Consider the following 19,506-nt stretch of genomic DNA (forward strand, 5'->3'; position numbering starts at 1 on the left):
CCCCACCACACCCCACCGCCACTCGGCGCCGGCGCCGGGCCCCGCCCCCGCCCGCGCCCCCCCCGCCCGCGCCCCCCCCCCCCCACCCGCCCCCCCCCCCCCCCCGCCCCCGCGCGCCGCCCCCCCCCCCCCCGGCTCTTTTCTTCAAGACGGGTTGCCTTCAAGTCGATCCACACTTCGTCTCGGCTTGCCTCGACACCTCTCCTCCGTTCGACGGGGAGAGGAAGTGCCAACCGCAACGCCCGGCGCCCTTCCTCTATCCCTTTCAGGGCAAAGGTGCGGAGCGAGGCGGAGTGGGGAGGGCGAGTGAACGCAAACTTTCCATCGGCCTGGAATTCGGTTCTCAGTCCGGCCGTTGCCGTATCCGTCAATGGAAGGATACTTTCCGTTTGTGCGGTAAAATCGTCATCGCGCTTTCCATACGCGTCGTTCGCTATCCAGAGATCAACCTATTTCGCAACCATTTGCCGGCCCCCGGCCAATTGGCCCGCCTCTTGCTGCTGGAAGAAAAAGGTCGAAAGGAGGCTTCCCAATGAACGACGCGCCACGGGTGCTCGTGCTCGGCATCGGAAATCTGCTATGGGCCGACGAGGGCTTCGGCATCCGCGTGGTGGAGGAGTTCCACCGGCTCTGCGAAACGGCGGACAACGTCCGGGCCATGGATGGCGGCACGCAGGGCATCTACCTCCTCCAACATATCCGCGAGGCCGACATCCTCGTGGTGTTCGACGCGGTCGACTACGGCTTGGCGCCCGGCACGCTGAAGCTCGTCGAAGGCAGCGAGGTGCCGGCCTTCCTCGGTGTGAAGAAGATTTCGCTCCACCAGACTGGCTTTCAGGAAGTTCTCGCCATGGCCGAGATGATGGGTGACTATCCCGCCCATCTCCTTCTCGTCGGCGTGCAACCGGTCGAGCTGGACGACTACGGCGGCAGTCTCCGGCCCGCGGTGAAGGCTCAGATCGAGCCTGCAATCGAGATCGCCATCGAGTGGCTCGCCTGGCTCGGCGCGACGATCGCCAAGCGCACCGAACCGCTGGCCGAAGAAGAGACGCTCGCCTCGCGCGAAATGCGCATCGGCATCTACGAGAGCGGTCGACCCCGACCGGAAGAGGCCTGTCGTCACGGCGCGCGGCTTCTCGAGAATGGTGCCTTCGCTGGTCCGGCGAATTTCGAGTGCGAGGTCGACGCGCTTTTGCAATCGTCTGGAAGGCAGGGCTGATGTGTGTCGGCGTTCCCTTCCAGGTGGTTGAATGCAGCGGCGGCATTGCCCTGTGCACCGGTCGCAGCGGCACGCGGCGCCTCGATATGACCCTGGTGGGCGACCAGCCAGCGGGTACGTGGATACTCGCCTTCCTCGACACCGCGCGCGAGACTGTCACTGCCGAGACGGCGCGCCTGATCGCCGACGCGATCGAAGCGACGGAGCGTGCGCTCGCCGGCGACACCGACCTCGACCACCTCTTCGCCGACCTGGTCGGCCGCGAGCCGCAACTGCCGGAGCATTTGCGGCCGGGGCAAGCCCTTTCACCGCAAGGCACGGAGGACGCCTGAGTCCATGTTTTCACCCGTTCTCACCATGATGATGGAGCGCCACCGCATCCCGGTGGTTGACGAGGCGAACATCGACGCATTCGCCGAGGCCCACGACCTCACCGCGCTGTTTTTTCCCGGTGACTGGTTGCGGCTCGCCGAGAGCAACGATGTGGCGGTGATCCTCCCGGAGCTGGTGCAGGCCTTCCAGGGCGTGTTCAAGCCCGCCGTGGTATCGCGCGAGAGCGAACGCGAGCTGCAAAGCCGCTATCGCTTCGACGCCTTCCCGGCGCTTGTCTTCCTGAGGAACGGCGAATATCTCGGCGCCATAAAGCGCGTGCTCGACTGGGAAGACTACCTCACTGAGATCGACGGCAAACTGAGGCGCGGGCCGAGCGCGCCGCCGCGTTTCGAGCTTCCCGAAGCCTGCGCGACCCACGACCGTCACGACCACGATCATTTCCAGTGAGCGAAAGCGGCCGGGAGGGCGCATCATGGCAGCATCGCTATTCGGCGGCATCGGGCCGGGTTCACAGCCGAGCGAAGGGGACGGCAGCGACTTGCAGTATATGGAAATGCCGAAGGGCATGGCGACCTCTGCGTCACCCATGTTGCCGGAGAAGGAAAATGTCGCCGGGCTCGAAGCTGCTTTGGCGGTGCTCTCCGCGCTGGCTGAAAGCCTCGGCCGGTCCTCGCCGGATTGCGAAAACGCGGTGCATGATCTTTCCGGCCTCGACGACGCCAATCTTGCGCTGATCGACCAGGCGCTGGGCGAGGGCGAGGTCTTGATCATCTGCGGCGACGACCTGAAGGCTCAGGAGTCGGTGCTCGCCGGTATCTGGCGCGTGCGCCAGACCGGAACGGATGGCAGGCTCGTGCGCGATTTCGTCGAGGTCGGCGCCTTTCCCTCGGCCGTGCTGGAGAGGGCCTTCGCCGGCTGCCGCAATACGCTCGCTGCGCCGGCGACCTATCCGACGGGCGTCTTCAACGCGCCGCCGCTGATTTCGGAGCTCAATGGCCGCATCCCGCTCGTCGGGCCCGACGTCGGGCCGCACGCCATAAACCTGTCGCTGCTGCCGCACACTGAAGAGGACTTGACCTTCCTCGACGGCCTGCTTGGCCACGGGCCGGTGGTCGTGCTGTCGCGTGGCTACGGCAATTGCCGCGTGACCACGACGGGGACGCGCGGCGTCTGGTGGGTGCGCTTCTTCAATTCGACCGACGATCTCATCCTCAACACGATCGAGGTCACGGCCTTGCCGGGGGTGGTCCGCGCTGCGCCCGAGGATATTGCGGACAGCCGCCAGCGGCTCCTCGAAATCCTGGAGGTCTACCGGTGAACGACTCCTTCTTTGCCGGTTCATATGGCGGCGACAATGCCAAGATCGGCCCGATGTCGCGGCTCGAATGCAGGATTTGCTGGCATGTCTACGACCCGGCTGAGGGCGACGACTACTGGCAGATCCCGCCCGGCACGCCCTTCGCCGAACTGCCGGCCAACTGGAGCTGCCCCACCTGTGACGGCTCCAAGCAGGGCTTCATGGTCGTGAGCGATTGACATGGATCATTCGCAAGCCGTCGCTGCCCATCTAGAGTTCGTGTTTCAGCGGATCGAACGGACGGCCATGGCAGGAATTCCGATCCTCAATCCGGCGCTTTGCGTCAGCGCGGTGGGCGTGCGGCAGTGGCAGGGCAAATGGCTCGCGGTTCTTGTCACGCCCTGGTTCATGAACCTCGTGCTTCTACCATTTGGCGACGGGCAAGCGCGCCCGCGCGTGCCTACGGGCACGAAGGAGCATGCATCATTCCCGGCGGGCCGGTTCGAGTTCTTCCGGGCCTATGAAGAGGAGCTCGGCTGCTACCGCATGTGCTCGCTGTTCTCGCCGATGTTCGAATTCGCCGACCAGGAGAGTGCGCAAGAGGCCGCGCGGCAGGTGCTTGCGGAACTGTTCAACCGTGAGGCGGAAGAAGACGAAGACGGCGAGATGATCCGTGTCTGGGAAGGCCGGCTACCTGAGGAAGAGGCAAGCGCGTTGGACGAGGTTGAGACAGCCGGAACACCCGCGAGCTCCCAGCCGGCGAAATTGACCCGCCGCTGGCTGTTCGGTTTGGGCGACAAGGAGGAGACCGCTGCATGAGCGTTGATGGCCGCGTCTCCATCGATCTCGTCTGCGATGGCGGTCGCGTTATGGAAGCCATCGTCACGCCGCCGCGCCCGGTTGCGCTTGGCCCGATCGTGCGAGCCCGGCCGGTGACGGAGGTCATCTCGGCGATCGGTTCGCTGTTCAGTGTCTGTAGTATTGCGCAGTCGGCGGCGAGCGTTGAGGCAGCCGAGGCGGCCCTGGAGATCGGGACGGACCGGCGCACGAGGCAAGCGCGGCGGCTTCTTGTGCTTACCGAAACGCTGCGCGAGCACCTGCTGCGCATTGGCTTGGATACTGCCAGTCTCGCGGGCGAGCCTGCCGACGGTAAAACCCTGCGCCGGTCTATGCGCCTGCCGCAGCGCCTCAAGCAGGCACTTTTTCCAGGCGGGAATGCGTTCGTTCCCGGCGTGTGCGTGGGGATTCCGGGCGCGGACGCTGCCGAAACGGCCGCCGAAGCGAGCCATCTAACGCAGTCCGTGGTCTACGAAGGCGAAAAGCCGCTTGGCGAGATGGATCGCGATGCCTTCGCGCAGTGGGCTATGGAGCGCGGCACGATTGCGGCCCGTCTCATCGCCCCGGTCTTGGCAAGGGGCTGGGCCATGATAGGCCACCCCGAAACGACAAACGGGGGAAACGAACATTTGCCGAAGGAAACGTCGGCCGACACGAGCTGCCTCGCCAGGCAGGCTGGTGCGCCGCTCGTTCGCGCTTTCCTTTCCGAAAACGGTGGAGCCGGCCTGGCCGCGCGGCTGGCTGCCCGCGTGGTCGAGGCATCGACGCTGCCGGCGCAGATCGCCGGAGGGCTCGCGGCCCTGCGGGATGTCGCGGAGGGGTCCGAAGTGCCTACGCGCGAAGTCTTTCGCGACGAGAACGGGGGCCGCTCTGCTACTGCCTTCGCCGAGGCAGCACGCGGCCGGCTGGAACATCGGATTGTTTTGAACGACGACCGAATCGCCGACTACGCCATCACGGCTCCGACCAGCATTCATTTCGCCGAGAGCGGCATTGCCGCGAGCTCGCTTTCGGCGCTCGCTGCATCCAGACGTGAAGATCTGGCGGTCCAGGCCGATCTCCTGGTCCGGGCCATCGACCCCTGCGTCGGCTACGATATCAGGCTCCGCTGATGCACGAGATGGCGATATGCGAGAGCGTCCGTGGCATCATCGAGGAAGAGGCCGCGAGACAGGATTTTCGGAAGGTGGGCCGCGTCTGCATGGAAATCGGGCGGCTATCCGCTGTCGAGGTCGAGGCGCTGAAGTTCGGCTTCGATGTCGTCATGCGTGGCTCTCTGGCGCAAGACGCAAGGCTGGAAATCGTCGAGACGGAAGGCAGGGCCTGGTGCATGCCTTGCGGCCAGAGCGTGCCGATCGCGGCACGCTTTGATCCATGCCCGGACTGCGGAAGCCATCAGCTGCAGGTGACCGGCGGCCAAGAAATGAAGATCAGGGAATTGGAGGTGAGCTGATGTGCACTATTTGCGGATGCGGCGAGGGCGCCGTCCGGATCGAGGGCAAGGCGCATGGCCATCACCATCATCACGGCCACGATCATGATCACCACCACGATCATGATCACGGCCCCCATCATGACGATCATGTGCACGATTGTGGCTCGGGCCCCGGTGGCACCCGTGCGCCGGGCATGAGCCAGGCGCGGATGGTCAAGCTGGAAAAGGATATCCATTCCAAGAACAACGAGTATGCCGATGCGAACAGGAAAATGTTCGCCGAGCGCGGCGTGCTTGCGCTCAACCTCGTCTCCAGCCCCGGCTCTGGCAAAACGACGCTGCTTTGCCGCACGATCGAGGCACTGAAGGGCAAGTTGCCGATCGCCGTGATCGAGGGCGACCAGCAGACTTCCAATGATGCCGACCGCATCCGCGCCACCGGCGCGCCCGCGATCCAGGTCAACACCGGCAAGGGCTGCCACCTCGACGCGCATATGGTCGGCCATGCCGCAGATCACCTCGACCTTGCCGAAGGAGGCCTGCTCCTCGTCGAAAACGTGGGAAACCTCGTCTGTCCGGCGGGCTTCGACCTAGGCGAGGCACACAAGGTGGTGGTGCTCTCAGTCACCGAGGGAGAGGACAAGCCATTGAAATATCACGACATGTTCGCCGCCGCCGATCTCATGATCCTCAACAAGACTGACCTGTTGCCGCATCTCGACTTCGACGTGGAGGCCTGCATCGCCAACGCCCGAAAGGTGAACCCGCGGATCAAGGTGCTGAGGGTTTCCGCGCGCACGGGCGAGGGGATGTCGGACTGGACGGCCTGGATCGGCGCGGTCCGCGCCATGGCGCTAGTCGGCCATCGGCGGGCGGCCGAGCTCGGAGCAGCCTGATGTGCCTGGCCATTCCCGCCCGCGTCGTTGAACTGCTCGATGACGACATGGCCGTGGTCGCGTTCGACAGGGTCACGAAGCGCATCTCATTGGCTTTGGTGGCAGACGTTTCGCTTGGCGATTTCGTGCTCGTCCATGTCGGTTATGCGCTCCACAAGGTGAGCCCCGAGGAGGCCGAGCGCACGCTGCAGCTGATGGCCGAAGCGGGCGTGCTGGAGGAGGGGCTGGAGGAGATTTCGGCGTGAAATATGTCGACGAATATCGCGACCAGGAGCTTGCGAAGACCATCGCCGGCGCCATCGCGATCGAGGCTGATCCGGAAAAGAGCTACCATTTCATGGAGTTCTGCGGTGGGCACACGCATGCGATTTTTCGCCACGGCGTGCAGGACCTGATGCCGCAGAACGTGCATTTCGTGCACGGACCCGGATGCCCCGTTTGCGTGCTTCCCATCTCTCGCCTCGACGATGCGGTGGAGCTCGCCGAGCGGCACGGGGTCATCCTTTGCACCTACGGCGACATGATGCGCGTGCCGGGCACCAAGCAACGCAGCCTGATCCGCGCCAAGGCGGACGGAGCGGATGTCCGCATGGTCTATTCAACGCTCGATGCCCTAAAGATCGCGCGTGAAAACCCCGAGCGGCAAGTCGTCTTCTTCGCCATCGGTTTCGAAACCACGACGCCGCCGACGGCCGTCGCGATCAAGACGGCGCAAGCCGAGGGGTTCAAGAATTTCAGCGTGTTCTGCAACCATGTGCTCACGCCGGCCGCGATCTCTCACATTCTTGAATCGCCGGAAGTGCGGGAACTGGGCATCGTCAAGATTGACGGGTTTCTGGGACCTTCGCACGTCTCCTCCGTGATCGGCTCGCAGCCATATGAATTCTTTGCCGAGGAATTCCAGAAGCCGGTTGTCATCGCCGGCTTCGAACCGCTGGACGTCATGCAGTCCATCCTGATGCTGATCCGGCAGGTCAATGAAGACCGGCACGAGGTCGAGAACGAATATACCCGCGTCGTGACCGAGGAGGGCAACCTCAAGGCGCAGGCACTGGTGAGCGAGGTCTTCGAGCTGCGCAAGACCTTTGACTGGCGCGGCCTCGGCACCGTGCCCTACAGCGCCCTGCGCATCCGCGACGCTTATGCCGATTTCGACGCCGAGAAGCGTTTCGAGCTGTCGGTCAAGGCTTCGCGCCAGGTGAAGTCCTGCGAATGCCCTTCGATCCTGCGCGGGGTGAAGAAGCCGACCGACTGCAAGCTGTTCGGCACCGTGTGCACGCCGCAGAACCCGATTGGCTCATGCATGGTCTCCTCCGAAGGCGCCTGCGCGGCCTACTGGACCTATGGCCGTTTCCGCGAGCCGAAGCTGTTGGAGGCGGCGGAATAATGAGCGCGAACGATCCCAGCCTAGCCGTCACCACCTCGTCGGTCCGCGGCGCGGTGGACATGACGCATGGCGCGGGCGGCCGCGCGATGGCCGAGCTGATTCGGGATATTTTTCAAAGACATCTGGCCAACGAGTTCCTGGCCCAGGCTAACGACGCGGCCCTGCTCGGCACCGTCTGCGGACGCCTGGTGATGGCAACGGACGCGCATGTCATCTCGCCTCTGTTCTTTCCGGGCGGGGATATCGGAGCACTGGCGGTCCACGGCACGATTAACGACGTCGCCATGATGGGCGCGCGGCCGCTCTGGTTGTCCGCGTCCTTCATCCTGGAGGAAGGTTTTCCGTTGGCCGAACTGGAAAGAATAGTTGTTTCAATGGCTTTTGCCGCCCGGGAAGCAGGCGTACCCGTGGTTACGGGCGACACCAAGGTGGTGGAGAAGGGCAAAGGCGACGGCGTTTTCATCTCCGCGACCGCTGTTGGCGTGCTGGCGGACGGCACAGACATCTCCGGAAGCAATGCCCGGCCGGGCGATGCAATCCTTGTCTCCGGCACCATGGGCGACCACGGAGTCGCAATCCTGTCGAAGCGCGAACACCTTGATTTTGAAACGGAAATTATCTCCGACAGCCAAGCTCTGCACGATCTGGTGGCGGCGATGCTTGGCTCCGTTCCTGGTATCCGGGTGTTGCGTGACCCCACGCGCGGCGGACTGTCGGCGACGCTGAACGAAATCGCGCAGCAGTCCAAGGTCGGAATGGTAATCCGGGAAGCGGCGGTTCCGGTGAAGCCGGAGGTCGCGGCGGCGTGCGAACTGCTCGGCCTCGACCCGCTGAATGTTGCCAACGAAGGCAAGCTGATCGCCATCTGCGTGGCGCAAGACGCGAAGACTTTGCTCGCCGAGATACGCGCTCATCCCATGGGCCGGGATGCCGCAATCATTGGCGAAGTCGTCACAGACCAGCATGCGCTGGTGCGGATGAAAACGAGACTTGGCGGTATGCGCGTGGTCGACTGGATCGCCGGGGAACAGCTCCCGAGGATCTGCTGAAGATGCGCATTCTGCTTCTCGTCACCGCCTTCAACGCCTTGAGTCAGAGGATTTTCGTGGCGCTTGGCGAGCACGCACACGAGGTCTCGGTCGAGATGGACGTCAACGACGAGCGGACCATGGAGGCGGTAGATTTGTTTCGGCCGGACCTCGTTATTGCCCCGTTTCTGAAGCGGGCAATCCCGAAAGAAGTCTATGAAAATCGATGCTGTATGATCGTTCACCCAGGCATCGTCGGCGACCGCGGCCCCTCCGCGCTGGACTGGGCGATGGTGGACGGGGCGACGCAGTGGGGTGTCACGGTGCTGGAAGCGGCGGCCCAAATGGATGCGGGGCCGGTCTGGGCGAGCGCCACCTTCGCGATGCGAAAGGCGACGAAATCGAGCCTCTACAGCAACGAGGTGACCGACGCGGCGGTGACGGCGGTGCTCGAAGCGATCGCGCGGTTCGAGCAGGGCGAAAAGCCGATTGCCCTGGAAGAACAATCTGTAGCGCCGCTGGGCCGGTGGCGGGACGCGATCAAACAGGCGGACCGGCGGATCGATTGGGCTGCCGACACGACCGAAACGGTGCTGAAGAATATCGCAGCAGCCGACGGCGCGCCCGGCGTGCGGGACGAACTTTTCGGCGAAACGGTCTTCCTTTTCGACGCGCGAGACGCACGTGAACCAGGGGGTGACTTGCCTCTCGCGCGGGGTGAACGGGGCAAGATATCGCTCCCCGAGCCGGGAGTGGTCGCCGCCAGAAGCGGGCCGGCGATCGCCATCGTCACCGGCGACGGCGCGTTGTGGATCGGCCATGTCCGGCATCCCAATTCGCCACACCCGTTCAAGCTGCCGGCGACCATGGTCTTCGCGAAGGAAGTTGCAGACCTGCCGGAGATCCCGCTCAATTCACCGGGCGGTTATCAGGACATCATCTACGAAGAAGAAGCTGCGGTCGGCTATCTGCACTTCCCCTTCTATAACGGTGCAATGGGAAAGGACGCCTGTCGAAGACTTTTGGACGCTTATACAAAAGCGACGGAGCGTCCGACCAGGGCGATCGTGCTGTGCGGAGGGCCGCAGTTCTGGTCCAACGGGCTCGACCTCAACCGGATCGAGGCGGCCGACAGCGCGGCCGACGATTCCTGGGTCAACATCAATGCCATCGACGACCTCGCCGATGCGATCATCCGCACGACAAGCCACATCACCGTAGCAGCGCTTGCCGGAAATGCGGCAGCGGGCGGCGTGTTTCTCGCCCGCAGCACCGACCAGCTCTGGATGCGCTCGAGCGTCATCCTCAACCCGCATTACAAGGACATGGGCAATCTCTACGGCTCGGAGTTCTGGACCTATCTCCTGCCGAGCTGCTGCGGGACTGAGAATGCCCGCCGGATCGCGGCAGCGCGCCTGCCGATGGGCGCGAAGGAGGCGCTGAATCTGAATCTGGCCAACCGGGTGTTCGCGGGGGCAAGCGAGCTGTTCACGGCGCAAGTGAGGGCGTCGGCTGCCGCGCTGGCCGGGAGCGAAGAGTTTCCGGGGTTGCTCGCCGAAAAACAAGCCCGGCGCGCAGCCGACGAGGCGGCCAAGCCGCTTTGCGCCTATCGCGAGGAGGAGCTTTCGCGGATGCGCCGCAATTTCTATGGCTTCGACCCAAGCTACCACGTCGCGCGGCATAATTTCGTGCACAAGGTGCCGAAGTCGCGCACCCCAGTGACGATCGCCCGCCACCGCGACGTCGCCTGGCAGGCCGGCCGGGAGGGAAGGAAAAAGGCATCGTGAGCGACCTGCCGGGCATATTGATCGTCGACGACGAAATCCGCTCGCTGGAGGCGCAACGGCGCGTCCTGAGCGAGGATTTCGATGTCCACGTAGCCAGCGACACCAAGGCCGCCAGCTCGATCCTGGAGATGGAATGGATCCAGATCATCCTGTGTGACCAGCGCATAGCCGGCACCTGCCGCACCGAGTTCCTGAAGCAGGCGCGCACCCGCTGGCCGGACATCGTGCGCATGATCATCTCGGGCTACACCGACGCGCATGACACCATCGACGGCATCAACGAGGCCGGCATCTACCAGTACATCACCAAGCTCTGTCATCCGGAAAACCTCACGCTCACGCTGAAGAACGGGGTGCAGCTCTTTCTCCAGATCGCGGTTCGTCGCCGCCACCACGCGCAGATCGACCTGCTCTACGCATTGCAGAACTTTTCGCCACGCGACTGGGCCGGCAATCGTGGCCCGCTGGAGCTGGCGCTCGAAGGTGCGCCGGTGCGGCTCGGCGAGACCGAGCCGGTTGCAGTCCAGCACATCGTGCGGTCGTTGGACCCGTGCATAGTGTGCACGGTGCGCTGATGGGCCCGCCGCTCGCCGAGCCCGCAGTGGAGGGACGCCTGGTCCGGGTGACGGGGCTGGTGCAAGGCGTCGGCTTCCGGCCGACAGTGTGGCGCATCGCGACCGCTATGGGGCTATCGGGTCACGTCCGCAACGATGCTGCAGGCGTGGAGATCGCGCTGTGGTGCAGCGATGCCGAGTTCGAGACCTTCGCGGACAGGCTAAAGGCGCAATGCCCGCCGTTGGCGCGGATCGACGGGATCGAGACGGCGACGCTTGAGGGGCCGCGGCCGGCGGGCGGCTTCGCCATAGCGGCGAGCGCGGGCGGGCGGGTGAAGACCGGCATCGTGCCCGATGCCGCCTGCTGCCTGGAATGTCTTGCGGAAGTGCTCGACCCCAAGGACCGGCGCTATTTCTACCCGTTCGCCAATTGCACGCATTGCGGGCCGCGTCTGTCAATCGTCAAGGCTATCCCCTATGACCGCCGCTCGACCGCTATGGCACGATTTTCGACCTGCGAGGAATGCCGGGCCGAGTATGAAAATCCGGCCGACCGCCGCTATCACGCCCAGCCGATCGCCTGCCCGGCCTGCGGCCCGCGCGTCTGGTTGGAAGGTCCAGACCACGTCGTGGTCGGCGGCGGCCCGCAGGCGGTGATCCGCGAGGCGGCGGCGCTGATCGGGGAAGGGCGGATCGTCGCGATCAAGGGCATCGGCGGGTTCCACCTCGCCTGCGACGCGACGGACGAAGCGGCGGTGGCGCAGCTGCGCGCCCGCAAGAAGCGCGACGGTAAGCCGTTCGCGCTGATGGCGCGCGACTTGGAGCAGCTTGCCGAATTCGCGGAGCTGTCGGGCGAGGAGCGCGTGGCGCTTGCCGCCCGAGCGGCGCCGATCGTGCTGGTGAAGCGCCGTGACAGCTGCGGCGTTGCGGCGGGCGTGGCGCCGCAGCACGAGCGGCTCGGTTTCATGCTGCCCTACACGCCGTTGCATCATCTCTTGCTGCGGGCGCTGGACGGTCCGGTGGTGATGACCTCCGGCAATCGTTCGGGCGAGCCGCAATGCACGGACAATGACGAGGCGCGGCAGGAGCTTGCCGGGATCGCCGACTTCTGGCTGATGCACGACCGCGAGATTGTCAACCGGCTCGACGACAGCGTGGTGCGATTCGACGGGCACGGCATTTCGGTGTTGCGGCGCGCGCGCGGCTTCGCGCCGGAGCCGCTGGCGCTGCCGGCGGGCTTCGATGGCCCGGTCAGGGCGCTGGCTGCGGGCGGCGACCTAAAGGCCGCGTTCTGCCTGGCGGGCGACGGCAACGCGCTGCTGTCGCAGCATCTCGGCGACCTCGACGAGCTGAAGAACCAGAACGCGTGGAGGCAGGCGTTGGGGCTGTATCGAAGCCTGTTCGACACGAAGCCGGACCTCATTGTGGCCGACCGGAATCCGGGCTACCGTTCGACCCAGCTTGCCATGGAGCTTGCCCGTGAGACCGCGGCGAGGTTTGTGCAGGTCCAGCACCATCACGCGCATCTCGCCTCGTGCCTTGCCCAGCACGGCCGCGCAATCGACGCACCGCCGGTGCTGGGCATTATCCTCGACGGTCTCGGATACGGCGATGACGGCACGATCTGGGGCGGCGAGTTCCTGCTCGGCGGCTATCGAGGGTTCCGGAGGCTGGCATACTTCGAGCCGGTCGCCATGCCCGGCGGCGACAAGGCCAGCCTCGAGCCGTGGCGCAATGCCTATGCGCATCTGCGGGCGGCTTTCGGTCCGGATTTCCTGGCCAAGCTTCCTGCCGATCGGCCCTTCGTCCCCGCCTTGGCCGAAAAGCCGCTTCGGGTGCTGGACCGGATGATCGAGAGGGGCGTCAATGCTCCGCTTGCCTCCTCGGCGGGGCGGCTTTTCGATGCCTGCGCGGCAGTCCTCGGCATCTGTTTGGAGCGCCAGAGCTACGAGGGGCAAGCCGGCATGGAGATGGAGGCGCTCGCCAGCCCGTTCATGGATGCGGCCCGAGGCTTGGCCAGCAACCTCGCGGAAGGGACCGGTTATCTCCTGGAAAGGTCTGTGGGACGCGCTTCTTTGTGATCAGGCTTTGGGCGCCGAAACCGGGCTGATTGCTGCGCGCTTCCACAGGACGCTGATAGAGATCATCTCGCGGAAGGCCATCGGACTCACTAACGAAAACGGCGTCGGCACGGTCGCACTGTCCGGTGGCGCTTTCCAGAATCGGCTGCTGCTCAAAGGCGTACTTGCCGAGCTCACAGTCGCAGGATTGGAGGGGCTGGCGCACGTAAGCATTCCCGCAAACGACGGCGGTCTGGCGCTCGGCCAGGCAACGATCGGCCTAGCCCTTTCGCATTGAGACCAATCGTTGAAGAAAAAATATCAGCATCGTCCAAATAAGGCGCTGCGCATTGTGACGTGCGGCGGCCAGCTTTGCGCATTTCGTCCGGGCCGTGAGTGGCTGATCGCGTATGGCCGGGTAAAAGGACTAGCCAGGAATGATGCTCCGAGGGAATCGTCGAGGACGGGTACGCAGCCAAGGATCGTGTCGCTTGGCAGTTAATGGGGCTCTGCCTCACTTTGTGTGGTTCATTCGCCGTTGGCGAGGGATGCCGCTATGTGCGGGCATGCGAACGAAAACAAAATGGTCCCCCGGCCCAGGGGCTAAAATACGGGGTGTCGCGCTCACTGATGATGACAGTTGGCTTGTTTCCGCTGCCGGACCGGCGTTCGGCATTTTGCCCAGATTGCGGACGACGGACCCGAAGTCGGCATGGCTGGTCCAACCGCAGCCTTCAGAATCTGCCGGTCCAGGGCAAGACCGTGACGGTGAAGCCTCGGTTGAGCCGCTGGCGGTGCGCACATCAGAAATGTGAACGACAAACATTCACCGACCGTCTGCCGACGATTGCTTCCCCTTGGAGGGTCGCGGAGATTGTCGGTCTGCTCGGCCATAGCACCGGCGGCCGTCCCGGCGAGCGCTTGATGCGACGGCTCGGCATGCCGGTCTGCGACGACACTATCCTGTGGCAGCTGAAGCGAGATGCCGCGGTCGCTCACAGCAACTCCACCATTCGGGTCGTTGGCATCGATGACTGGAGCTGGCGGCGATCATGGCGCTACGGCACGATGATCGTGGACCTGGAGCGCCATTCGGTTGTCGACATCCTGGATGACAGAAGCGTGGCGAGTGCGTCGCAATGGCTAGAGCGGCACCCTTCCGTCGAGATCGTGAGCCGAGACCGATGCGGGCTCTATGCGCAAGCTGTTCGCGAGGGTGCACCGCAAGCGCGCCAGGTGGCTGATCGGTTCCATCTCATGTAGAATCTGCGGGTCGCAATCGAGGAGCAGATGAGCCTTTCGGGCCGCGCCACGGGGCCTGCATTGCTGCCCGATAAGGGTATCGGGAGCGCGCAAGTCGATCTGATGCAGGATGATCCGCACGTTGACGCAACGCATCGGCGCCGGGTGCGCCACGCTCATCGACAATCGCGGCAGACGGTGTTCGAAATGGTTCACGCCTTGCGCAAGGAAAGGGCTGTCCTGTTCCGAGATCGCCCGTCGTACCGGCTACGGCCGGCGCAGCATCGCCAAATGGCTGAATTTCGACACGCCACCCGACCGACGCAGGGCCGCGTCGAGCCGACGTCACCCTTATATTTCGAGGCGTTTCTTAGCCAGTCCTGGAGAGACGGCAATCGCTGCGGACGACACCTGTTCCACGATATCAAACAGCGCGGCTACACGGGCAGTTTCTCGAATCTGGAGCGGCTTCTCCCAAGCTGGCGCCGCGCCGAGAGGACGGGCGAGGACAGTGCGTCGCCTGCTTCGATCATACGCCATCAACCAGCCCGCGATGCTGTCCCCATCCAGGATCCGGCGACCGGCCATGTGATCTCGCCGGTAGTCGCCGCGGCCCTCTGCATGAAGGCCCGGGGTATGCTGACGATCAACCAGGCGAGAAAGGTCGACGTCCTGAAGCAAGGATCACATGAGTTTGCCACGATGCGCAGGCTTGCCATGCGCTTCCGCGGCATTTTGCGGGGCCTGTGAATTGGACAAGCTCGACACTTGGATCGAGGATGCCGTCAACTCCGGGCTCGTCGCCATCACGCGTTTCGCTCGGGTCCTACGCCGTGACGTTGACGCCGTTCGCAATGCCATTGAATTACGGTGGAGCAACGGCCAGGCGGAAGGGCAGATCAACCGCCTGAAGACGATCAAGCGTGCGATGTACGGCAGAGCGGGCTCCGAACTCCTTAGGGCACGCATGCTGCCACTCAACCGGCCTGATCACCACACAAAGTGAGGAAGAACCTGGTTAAGTGCAAAGCGACAATTGCCTCGACGGCGGGTCCCGGCAGGTTTATGCTGCCCAATGTTACCGCAATCCGGAATGGCGATTGAGTACCTTCACGAGTGAAGGGATTCCCGCGGTCTTAGAGATGAGTTGTCGAATGGCGCGAAGTCGCACAGAATCGTGTGTTTGATATCGATCAGGATCGCGAGCTATTTCAGGCGCAGAGAGGTGTTGCGCCCGATGCACAAGTTGCTCCCGGTCCAACGGAAGTGAATGGGGTGGAACTGCTTTGTTGGCCAAATTGTTGACGGAACGTCCGGCGCCCATTGTTGCTACATGTCTGGATTCTTGGGGCGTTTTGGATGATGCAATCCACCATCTCACTCCAAAGGGCAGTGGAATCTGGAACAATGTCGCTTTTGTACGCACGACATCCTTCGTGCCCGATTGGCATATCGTCTTTAACTCTGCTTCTCTTTTTGGGCTCCCTGTTGATATCGAGGCGAGCCCAAACAGGACAATTTTTGCAATCGGCGAACCGCCGACGAAAGCTCATCGCGCATTTCATGAAGGGCAGGGGAAAAATACTATCGTCCTGACGTCTGACGCAGAGCTGGCTGCTCGGCAGAATGCAGGGCGCCGATTCGTTTTGGCTCCACCTATCACTCGGTCTTGGTCTGTAAACAAGACATATGACCAACTTCTGGTCAGCGAAGTCGTGGACAAGCCGCTTCGGCTCTCATGGATTACCAGTAACATCGCCCTGCTTAAAGGGCATCGATATCGGCTGGCGTTTCTGGAACGGCTGAGAGAGGAGCTCGATTTTGACCTGTTCGGCCGAGGTTTTCGGCTGATTGGAGATAAATGGAACGCACTCGCACCTTACCGTTACAGTATAGCTTTCGAGAATACTCGTGCTGATTACTATTTCACAGAGAAGCTTATGGACTGCTTCGTTGCTGAAACAATGCCGATCTATTACGGCAGCCCGGCAATCACGAGGTTCTTCCCTTCGGACTCAATGGTTCTGATTGACCCAGAGGACAAGAACGTAATCCAAAAAATTCAAGAAATCATCAACTCGGACCTCTGGAAGGAGCGTCGCGGCGCAATACGAGAGGCGAAGCGGTTGGTCCTCGAGAAATACAATACGTTTGCTTATCTCGCGGGCTTCATCGAAAGCGTTCAGGATAAACCCTTACCGCCAGAAATTATACACATCGATTCGCCTGAGGTCGATTTTGGAATAGACGAATGAAGTACTCCAACGCTCGCTTCGCGTGCCCGGCGGTTGGTGGTCTGGCGAGATCGGTACGGAAAGCTCGGCGGAGAATGCCTACTGCGCAGAACGGCCGGTACGGGCGCACGAGGTCATGCGCCCCCGGCTGCCGCTGATTAGACGAACTGGGGAAGGCCAGGAACTGAATTGAGGACCTCGTCCACGAGTTCGTCGCCGACACGTTCCTTGGTGAAGGCGATCGTCTCGTTGGCGAGGCCGGCGATCTTTGCCATGCTGAGACCCTCACTCATCAATTGCTGGCCGAGCCCCATAAGGCCGCCACCCTCTGGGTCGTCGCCATGATACTTCGCTACTAATTCCGAAGCTCCCGGAATGGCCTCGATCATGCGGGCAACGGGACCGTCGGCCGCGTGGCTTTGCAGGAAACCCAGCATTAACCCAACGGCCTTCTCTGCGAGAGCCGGGCCGATGCCGGCACCAGTGGCGATGCGCGGTAAGAATTCTTCCATGCAGGGTCTCTCTCTCTTTACACGGGGCCGGTCCGGCGCCCAGCGCCCTTGGCCGAACCACAATTGAACTCCACAAAAATAGGCCGAGCGGAAGTGCTATTGCGCGTAAAACCGCCTCTGTCAACGCAAGCTGCGTCGGACGTGCGTATTTCGCAAAAACGAGACAGTCGTTCCGCTAAATCGGGGACAGCAGTTTCACTAATTCGCGGACAGCAGGATGGGGTCGGCGCTCGGTTGCCTGGTTGAAGTCATTTGCGATTGATTTCGCCGTTTTCGGCGCCGGTCAAGGGCGGCGGTGTTTTTTGCTTTCTCATGCTCGCCGATCATGGCGTGCCACTGGGCGATCGGCAGTTGGGCGGTGATCAGCGTTGATTTCCGGCGATAGCGTTCCTCGAAGATTTCCAGCAGATCGAGACGCTGCTGGTCGGTCAGGCTGTGGGTGCCCCAGTCGTCAAGGATGAGCAGTTGCACCCGAGCCAGCTTGTCGATGAGACGGGGAAAGCGGCCGTCGCGACGCGCCAGGGCGAGATCTTCGAACAGACGCGGCATGCGCAGGTAGAGCACGGAATGATTCGAGCCGGGCGGCCTGACGTCCGAAGGCGCAGGCCAGCCAAGTCTTTCCGGTGCCGGTCTGCCCGGTGATGACGAGGTTTTCATGCGCCTTCAGCCAGGCGCCTTGGGCCAGCTGTCGCTTGGCACTTAATTGGGGTCTCCCTCACTTTGTGTGGTTCATCTGCTGTTAGTGGCGCTGTCGCTATGGACGGGCATGCGAACGAAAACGAAATGGTCGCCCGGCCCAGGGGGTGACATCGCCACTGCGGTCCTTCGACCAAGTCGATTCAATTCTGAATTTCGGCCTTTAGATGTTTGTAGCGATTGAATCAGCGACCAAGATCCGGGCAATCGCGGTTATGGTGACCGCGAGCCACTAAGCTTGTGCCGTACCCTTACAATGATTCATCAAGGCGTTTACCTCGGCAATCACGAGATCCGGCGTGATGTCGAACTTGCATCGGACTTTGACCGGACAATGCCGCACTTGGTCCAGACCACACCCGCGACATTCAATAACACTCATAAGCATGCTGACCAGGGGACCTCGAAACCCCCAAATCTCCGGTAGATGTGACGCCGTGAAAATGCCGATAGTAGGGCGGCCAAGCTGGGCAGCGACATGCCCGGTGCCTGAATTGTTCGAAACGACGAGCGCGGCCGAATTCACGAGATAATTGAATTCCAATTCCGACAAGTCGACAGCCGTCCGAATGTTCGCGGCTCCACGATCCCGAGCTATGTTCGCAACCTCCTCAAGCGCTTCCAGGCATTCGCCACGGGCAACGAGGACCACCTCACCACGGGTCGAAAGAGCAGCGACAACTTTGCCAAAACTTTCAATCGGCCAATCTCGCAGGCTGGAATTGGAGAACGGAGCCACGACAATCGGGGCATTGCCTGTAGTCGAATTCTGTGGGTGACCCGCTCCGCTTTCGAAATAGGCAGCTGCCTTTGCGACCAGAAAGAGGAGGATTTCTGACACATGCTGGAGACGCACCTGCTTGCGGTCAATGAACCAATCAAGCCATCTACGAGGGATTTTGTTAGCAAGCCCTATTTTTTGGACCAGCTTGTAGAGGATGGTTCTGCGCAGTTTCAGATTGAATGGCGCTATCGCAATATCGATCTGATGCATGCTGTACGGATCAACTATCGCCGCACGGTGCCTGGCGGGGACTTCAAGCAAGATGGGCCTTGTTTCTTCCGGAACACGCATATCAATGGCAAGATCAAACTCGCCGGTCAGCAGCGGCCTTATGTCGGCGGCTTTTTTGCGCGTTTTGACTTTTGGGTTGCGAGGAAAAAAGTCAAAAGCAATGTGATCGTCGGCGAGGTCGAACTGTTTTGCAGTAGCGATGTTCCAGCTTCCCACCACCAGCGTAATGTGGGCATGCGCAAAACGCTGACGAAGGTCCTTTAGGGGCCCTAGAGACATCCAAAAGTCGCCGACATGATCAAGCTTGAGGACCAAAATTCTCATCCTTGCGCTTGACTGTTCCGGCTCTTCCCAGCTGCGGTATATAATTTGATTGCGGTCGTGCTTTGTAAAATATGCCATTGCCATTCCGAAGATTATACGGTCAACACTGATAGCCAGTGACGCGTGTGTAGGGTTGGAGTGCTCCCCACTTGTCCGCGTCTCCGCAAGAATTCTGCCATCAGATCCAAGCCGCGCTCCAGCAGGAGCTGTCGGGCGAAGTCTGCATCTCTAGCGGTGGTAGCGCGCCAAGAAGCCAGCTATGTCCCGACCCGCAATGTGAAGGGCTTCGTCACGGTCTTGCATGCAGTGAGTTCGAGAAACGCCGAGTAGACGGCGATCGCCAAGCCGCCGTCCCCAGATCTCGAGCATAACGGCAGTGGCCTCGCTCTTTGGTCGATGCTGATCCTGAATGAGACCGTCGCCGCCGGCGACGACATCGCCGGCCGGATTGACCGTCTCCGGCACGCCCTGTCGCTGTGGTCCCGCATCATGGTGGTTAACAAAGGACCCGCCGCAGGCGCTTTTTTCTGCGCGTCCGGGTCGTCCAACATGAAGTGGACGAATCAACCCTGTGATGAAGTCGACCGCCTGCCGCCCCCGGGGGGGGGCCGGGGCGCGGGGAGAGACGGGTTTTTTCGCGGGGGGGGATG

22 protein-coding genes and 1 pseudogene are annotated in these 19,506 nt (G+C 62.5%); 19 read left to right on the forward strand and 4 right to left on the reverse strand.

The window, feature by feature from the left end:
* The first annotated feature begins 532 nt into the window (after window positions 1-532).
* From NKI58_RS34080 to NKI58_RS34170, 18 genes and pseudogenes are all read left to right on the forward strand, one after another.
* Window positions 533-1,219, forward strand: coding sequence for a HyaD/HybD family hydrogenase maturation endopeptidase (locus NKI58_RS34080; RefSeq protein WP_352572506.1), 687 nt, complete (start codon window positions 533-535; stop codon window positions 1,217-1,219).
* Window positions 1,219-1,551 carry a HypC/HybG/HupF family hydrogenase formation chaperone gene (locus NKI58_RS34085; RefSeq protein ID WP_023679110.1) on the forward strand — a complete coding sequence of 111 codons (333 nt, stop codon included), beginning with the start codon at window positions 1,219-1,221 and terminating at the stop codon, window positions 1,549-1,551. The genes NKI58_RS34080 and NKI58_RS34085 overlap by 1 nt, the downstream gene beginning before the upstream one ends.
* Before the next feature lie 4 nt (window positions 1,552-1,555).
* The gene (locus NKI58_RS34090; protein WP_023679109.1) at window positions 1,556-1,999 is read left to right on the forward strand and encodes a thioredoxin domain-containing protein; all 444 of its coding nucleotides are present in this window, start codon (window positions 1,556-1,558) and stop codon (window positions 1,997-1,999) included.
* 25 nt (window positions 2,000-2,024) lie between these two features.
* Window positions 2,025-2,870 carry a hydrogenase expression/formation protein gene (locus NKI58_RS34095; RefSeq protein WP_023679108.1) on the forward strand — a complete coding sequence of 282 codons (846 nt, stop codon included), beginning with the start codon at window positions 2,025-2,027 and terminating at the stop codon, window positions 2,868-2,870.
* Window positions 2,867-3,088 carry a rubredoxin gene (locus NKI58_RS34100; protein WP_023679107.1) on the forward strand — a complete coding sequence of 74 codons (222 nt, stop codon included), beginning with the start codon at window positions 2,867-2,869 and terminating at the stop codon, window positions 3,086-3,088. The genes NKI58_RS34095 and NKI58_RS34100 overlap by 4 nt, the downstream gene beginning before the upstream one ends.
* 1 nt (window position 3,089) lies before the next feature.
* Window positions 3,090-3,668: a [NiFe]-hydrogenase assembly chaperone HybE gene (gene hybE, locus NKI58_RS34105; protein WP_023679106.1), complete on the forward strand. Its 579-nt coding sequence runs from the start codon at window positions 3,090-3,092 to the stop codon at window positions 3,666-3,668.
* Between the two features lie 50 nt (window positions 3,669-3,718).
* Window positions 3,719-4,798, forward strand: coding sequence for a hypothetical protein (locus NKI58_RS34110; RefSeq protein ID WP_352854434.1), 1,080 nt, complete (start codon window positions 3,719-3,721; stop codon window positions 4,796-4,798).
* Window positions 4,798-5,139: a hydrogenase maturation nickel metallochaperone HypA gene (gene hypA / locus NKI58_RS34115; protein ID WP_023679104.1), complete on the forward strand. Its 342-nt coding sequence runs from the start codon at window positions 4,798-4,800 to the stop codon at window positions 5,137-5,139. Before NKI58_RS34110 ends, hypA begins: the two co-directional genes overlap by 1 nt.
* The gene (gene hypB, locus NKI58_RS34120) at window positions 5,139-6,017 is read left to right on the forward strand and encodes a hydrogenase nickel incorporation protein HypB (protein WP_023679103.1); all 879 of its coding nucleotides are present in this window, start codon (window positions 5,139-5,141) and stop codon (window positions 6,015-6,017) included. The genes hypA and hypB overlap by 1 nt, the downstream gene beginning before the upstream one ends.
* Entirely contained in the window at window positions 6,017-6,262 is a 246-nt protein-coding gene (locus tag NKI58_RS34125) for a HypC/HybG/HupF family hydrogenase formation chaperone (protein WP_023679102.1), read from the forward strand. The genes hypB and NKI58_RS34125 overlap by 1 nt, the downstream gene beginning before the upstream one ends.
* Window positions 6,259-7,404 (forward strand): hydrogenase formation protein HypD, encoded by a 1,146-nt coding sequence (gene hypD / locus NKI58_RS34130; RefSeq protein ID WP_023679101.1) that lies wholly within the window; start codon window positions 6,259-6,261, stop codon window positions 7,402-7,404. The genes NKI58_RS34125 and hypD overlap by 4 nt, the downstream gene beginning before the upstream one ends.
* Entirely contained in the window at window positions 7,404-8,453 is a 1,050-nt protein-coding gene (hypE, locus tag NKI58_RS34135) for a hydrogenase expression/formation protein HypE (protein ID WP_023679100.1), read from the forward strand. Before hypD ends, hypE begins: the two co-directional genes overlap by 1 nt.
* 2 nt (window positions 8,454-8,455) lie before the next feature.
* Entirely contained in the window at window positions 8,456-10,219 is a 1,764-nt protein-coding gene (locus NKI58_RS34140) for an enoyl-CoA hydratase-related protein (RefSeq protein ID WP_023679099.1), read from the forward strand.
* The gene (locus tag NKI58_RS35700; RefSeq protein ID WP_023679098.1) at window positions 10,216-10,794 is read left to right on the forward strand and encodes a response regulator; all 579 of its coding nucleotides are present in this window, start codon (window positions 10,216-10,218) and stop codon (window positions 10,792-10,794) included. The genes NKI58_RS34140 and NKI58_RS35700 overlap by 4 nt, the downstream gene beginning before the upstream one ends.
* Window positions 10,794-12,854 (forward strand): carbamoyltransferase HypF, encoded by a 2,061-nt coding sequence (hypF, locus tag NKI58_RS34155; RefSeq protein WP_352854437.1) that lies wholly within the window; start codon window positions 10,794-10,796, stop codon window positions 12,852-12,854. Before NKI58_RS35700 ends, hypF begins: the two co-directional genes overlap by 1 nt.
* Window positions 12,772-13,131, forward strand: a complete 360-nt coding sequence (locus tag NKI58_RS34160) for a Kae1-like domain-containing protein (RefSeq protein ID WP_502898856.1) — start codon at window positions 12,772-12,774, stop codon at window positions 13,129-13,131. The genes hypF and NKI58_RS34160 overlap by 83 nt, the downstream gene beginning before the upstream one ends.
* A gap of 268 nt (window positions 13,132-13,399) precedes the next feature.
* Window positions 13,400-15,081, forward strand: a pseudogene (locus NKI58_RS34165) (ISL3 family transposase).
* Window positions 15,082-15,364: 283 nt separating this feature from the next.
* Window positions 15,365-16,330 carry a glycosyltransferase family 10 domain-containing protein gene (locus NKI58_RS34170; protein WP_198023618.1) on the forward strand — a complete coding sequence of 322 codons (966 nt, stop codon included), beginning with the start codon at window positions 15,365-15,367 and terminating at the stop codon, window positions 16,328-16,330.
* Window positions 16,331-16,467: 137 nt separating this feature from the next.
* On the opposite strand, the gene NKI58_RS34175 is transcribed toward NKI58_RS34170, so the two are convergent.
* From NKI58_RS34175 to NKI58_RS34190, 4 genes are all read right to left on the reverse strand, one after another.
* Complete coding sequence (locus NKI58_RS34175; protein ID WP_023679095.1) at window positions 16,468-16,821, reverse strand: hypothetical protein; 354 nt, start codon at window positions 16,819-16,821, stop codon at window positions 16,468-16,470.
* 198 nt (window positions 16,822-17,019) lie between these two features.
* Window positions 17,020-17,385, reverse strand: a complete 366-nt coding sequence (locus tag NKI58_RS34180; protein ID WP_352579643.1) for an ATP-binding protein — start codon at window positions 17,383-17,385, stop codon at window positions 17,020-17,022.
* Window positions 17,273-17,506 (reverse strand): ATP-binding protein, encoded by a 234-nt coding sequence (locus NKI58_RS34185; protein WP_348625942.1) that lies wholly within the window; start codon window positions 17,504-17,506, stop codon window positions 17,273-17,275. Before NKI58_RS34185 ends, NKI58_RS34180 begins: the two co-directional genes overlap by 113 nt.
* 243 nt (window positions 17,507-17,749) lie before the next feature.
* Entirely contained in the window at window positions 17,750-18,934 is a 1,185-nt protein-coding gene (locus tag NKI58_RS34190) for a glycosyltransferase family 9 protein (RefSeq protein WP_352571661.1), read from the reverse strand.
* A gap of 318 nt (window positions 18,935-19,252) precedes the next feature.
* On the opposite strand from NKI58_RS34190, the gene NKI58_RS34195 reads away from it, so the two are divergent.
* Window positions 19,253-19,506 (forward strand): hypothetical protein (locus NKI58_RS34195; protein ID WP_352854441.1); only part of this gene is annotated, 254 nt, incomplete at its 3' end.

It is taken from the genome of Mesorhizobium sp. M0522, from assembly GCF_040321085.1.
Lineage (GTDB): Bacteria > Pseudomonadota > Alphaproteobacteria > Rhizobiales > Rhizobiaceae > Mesorhizobium.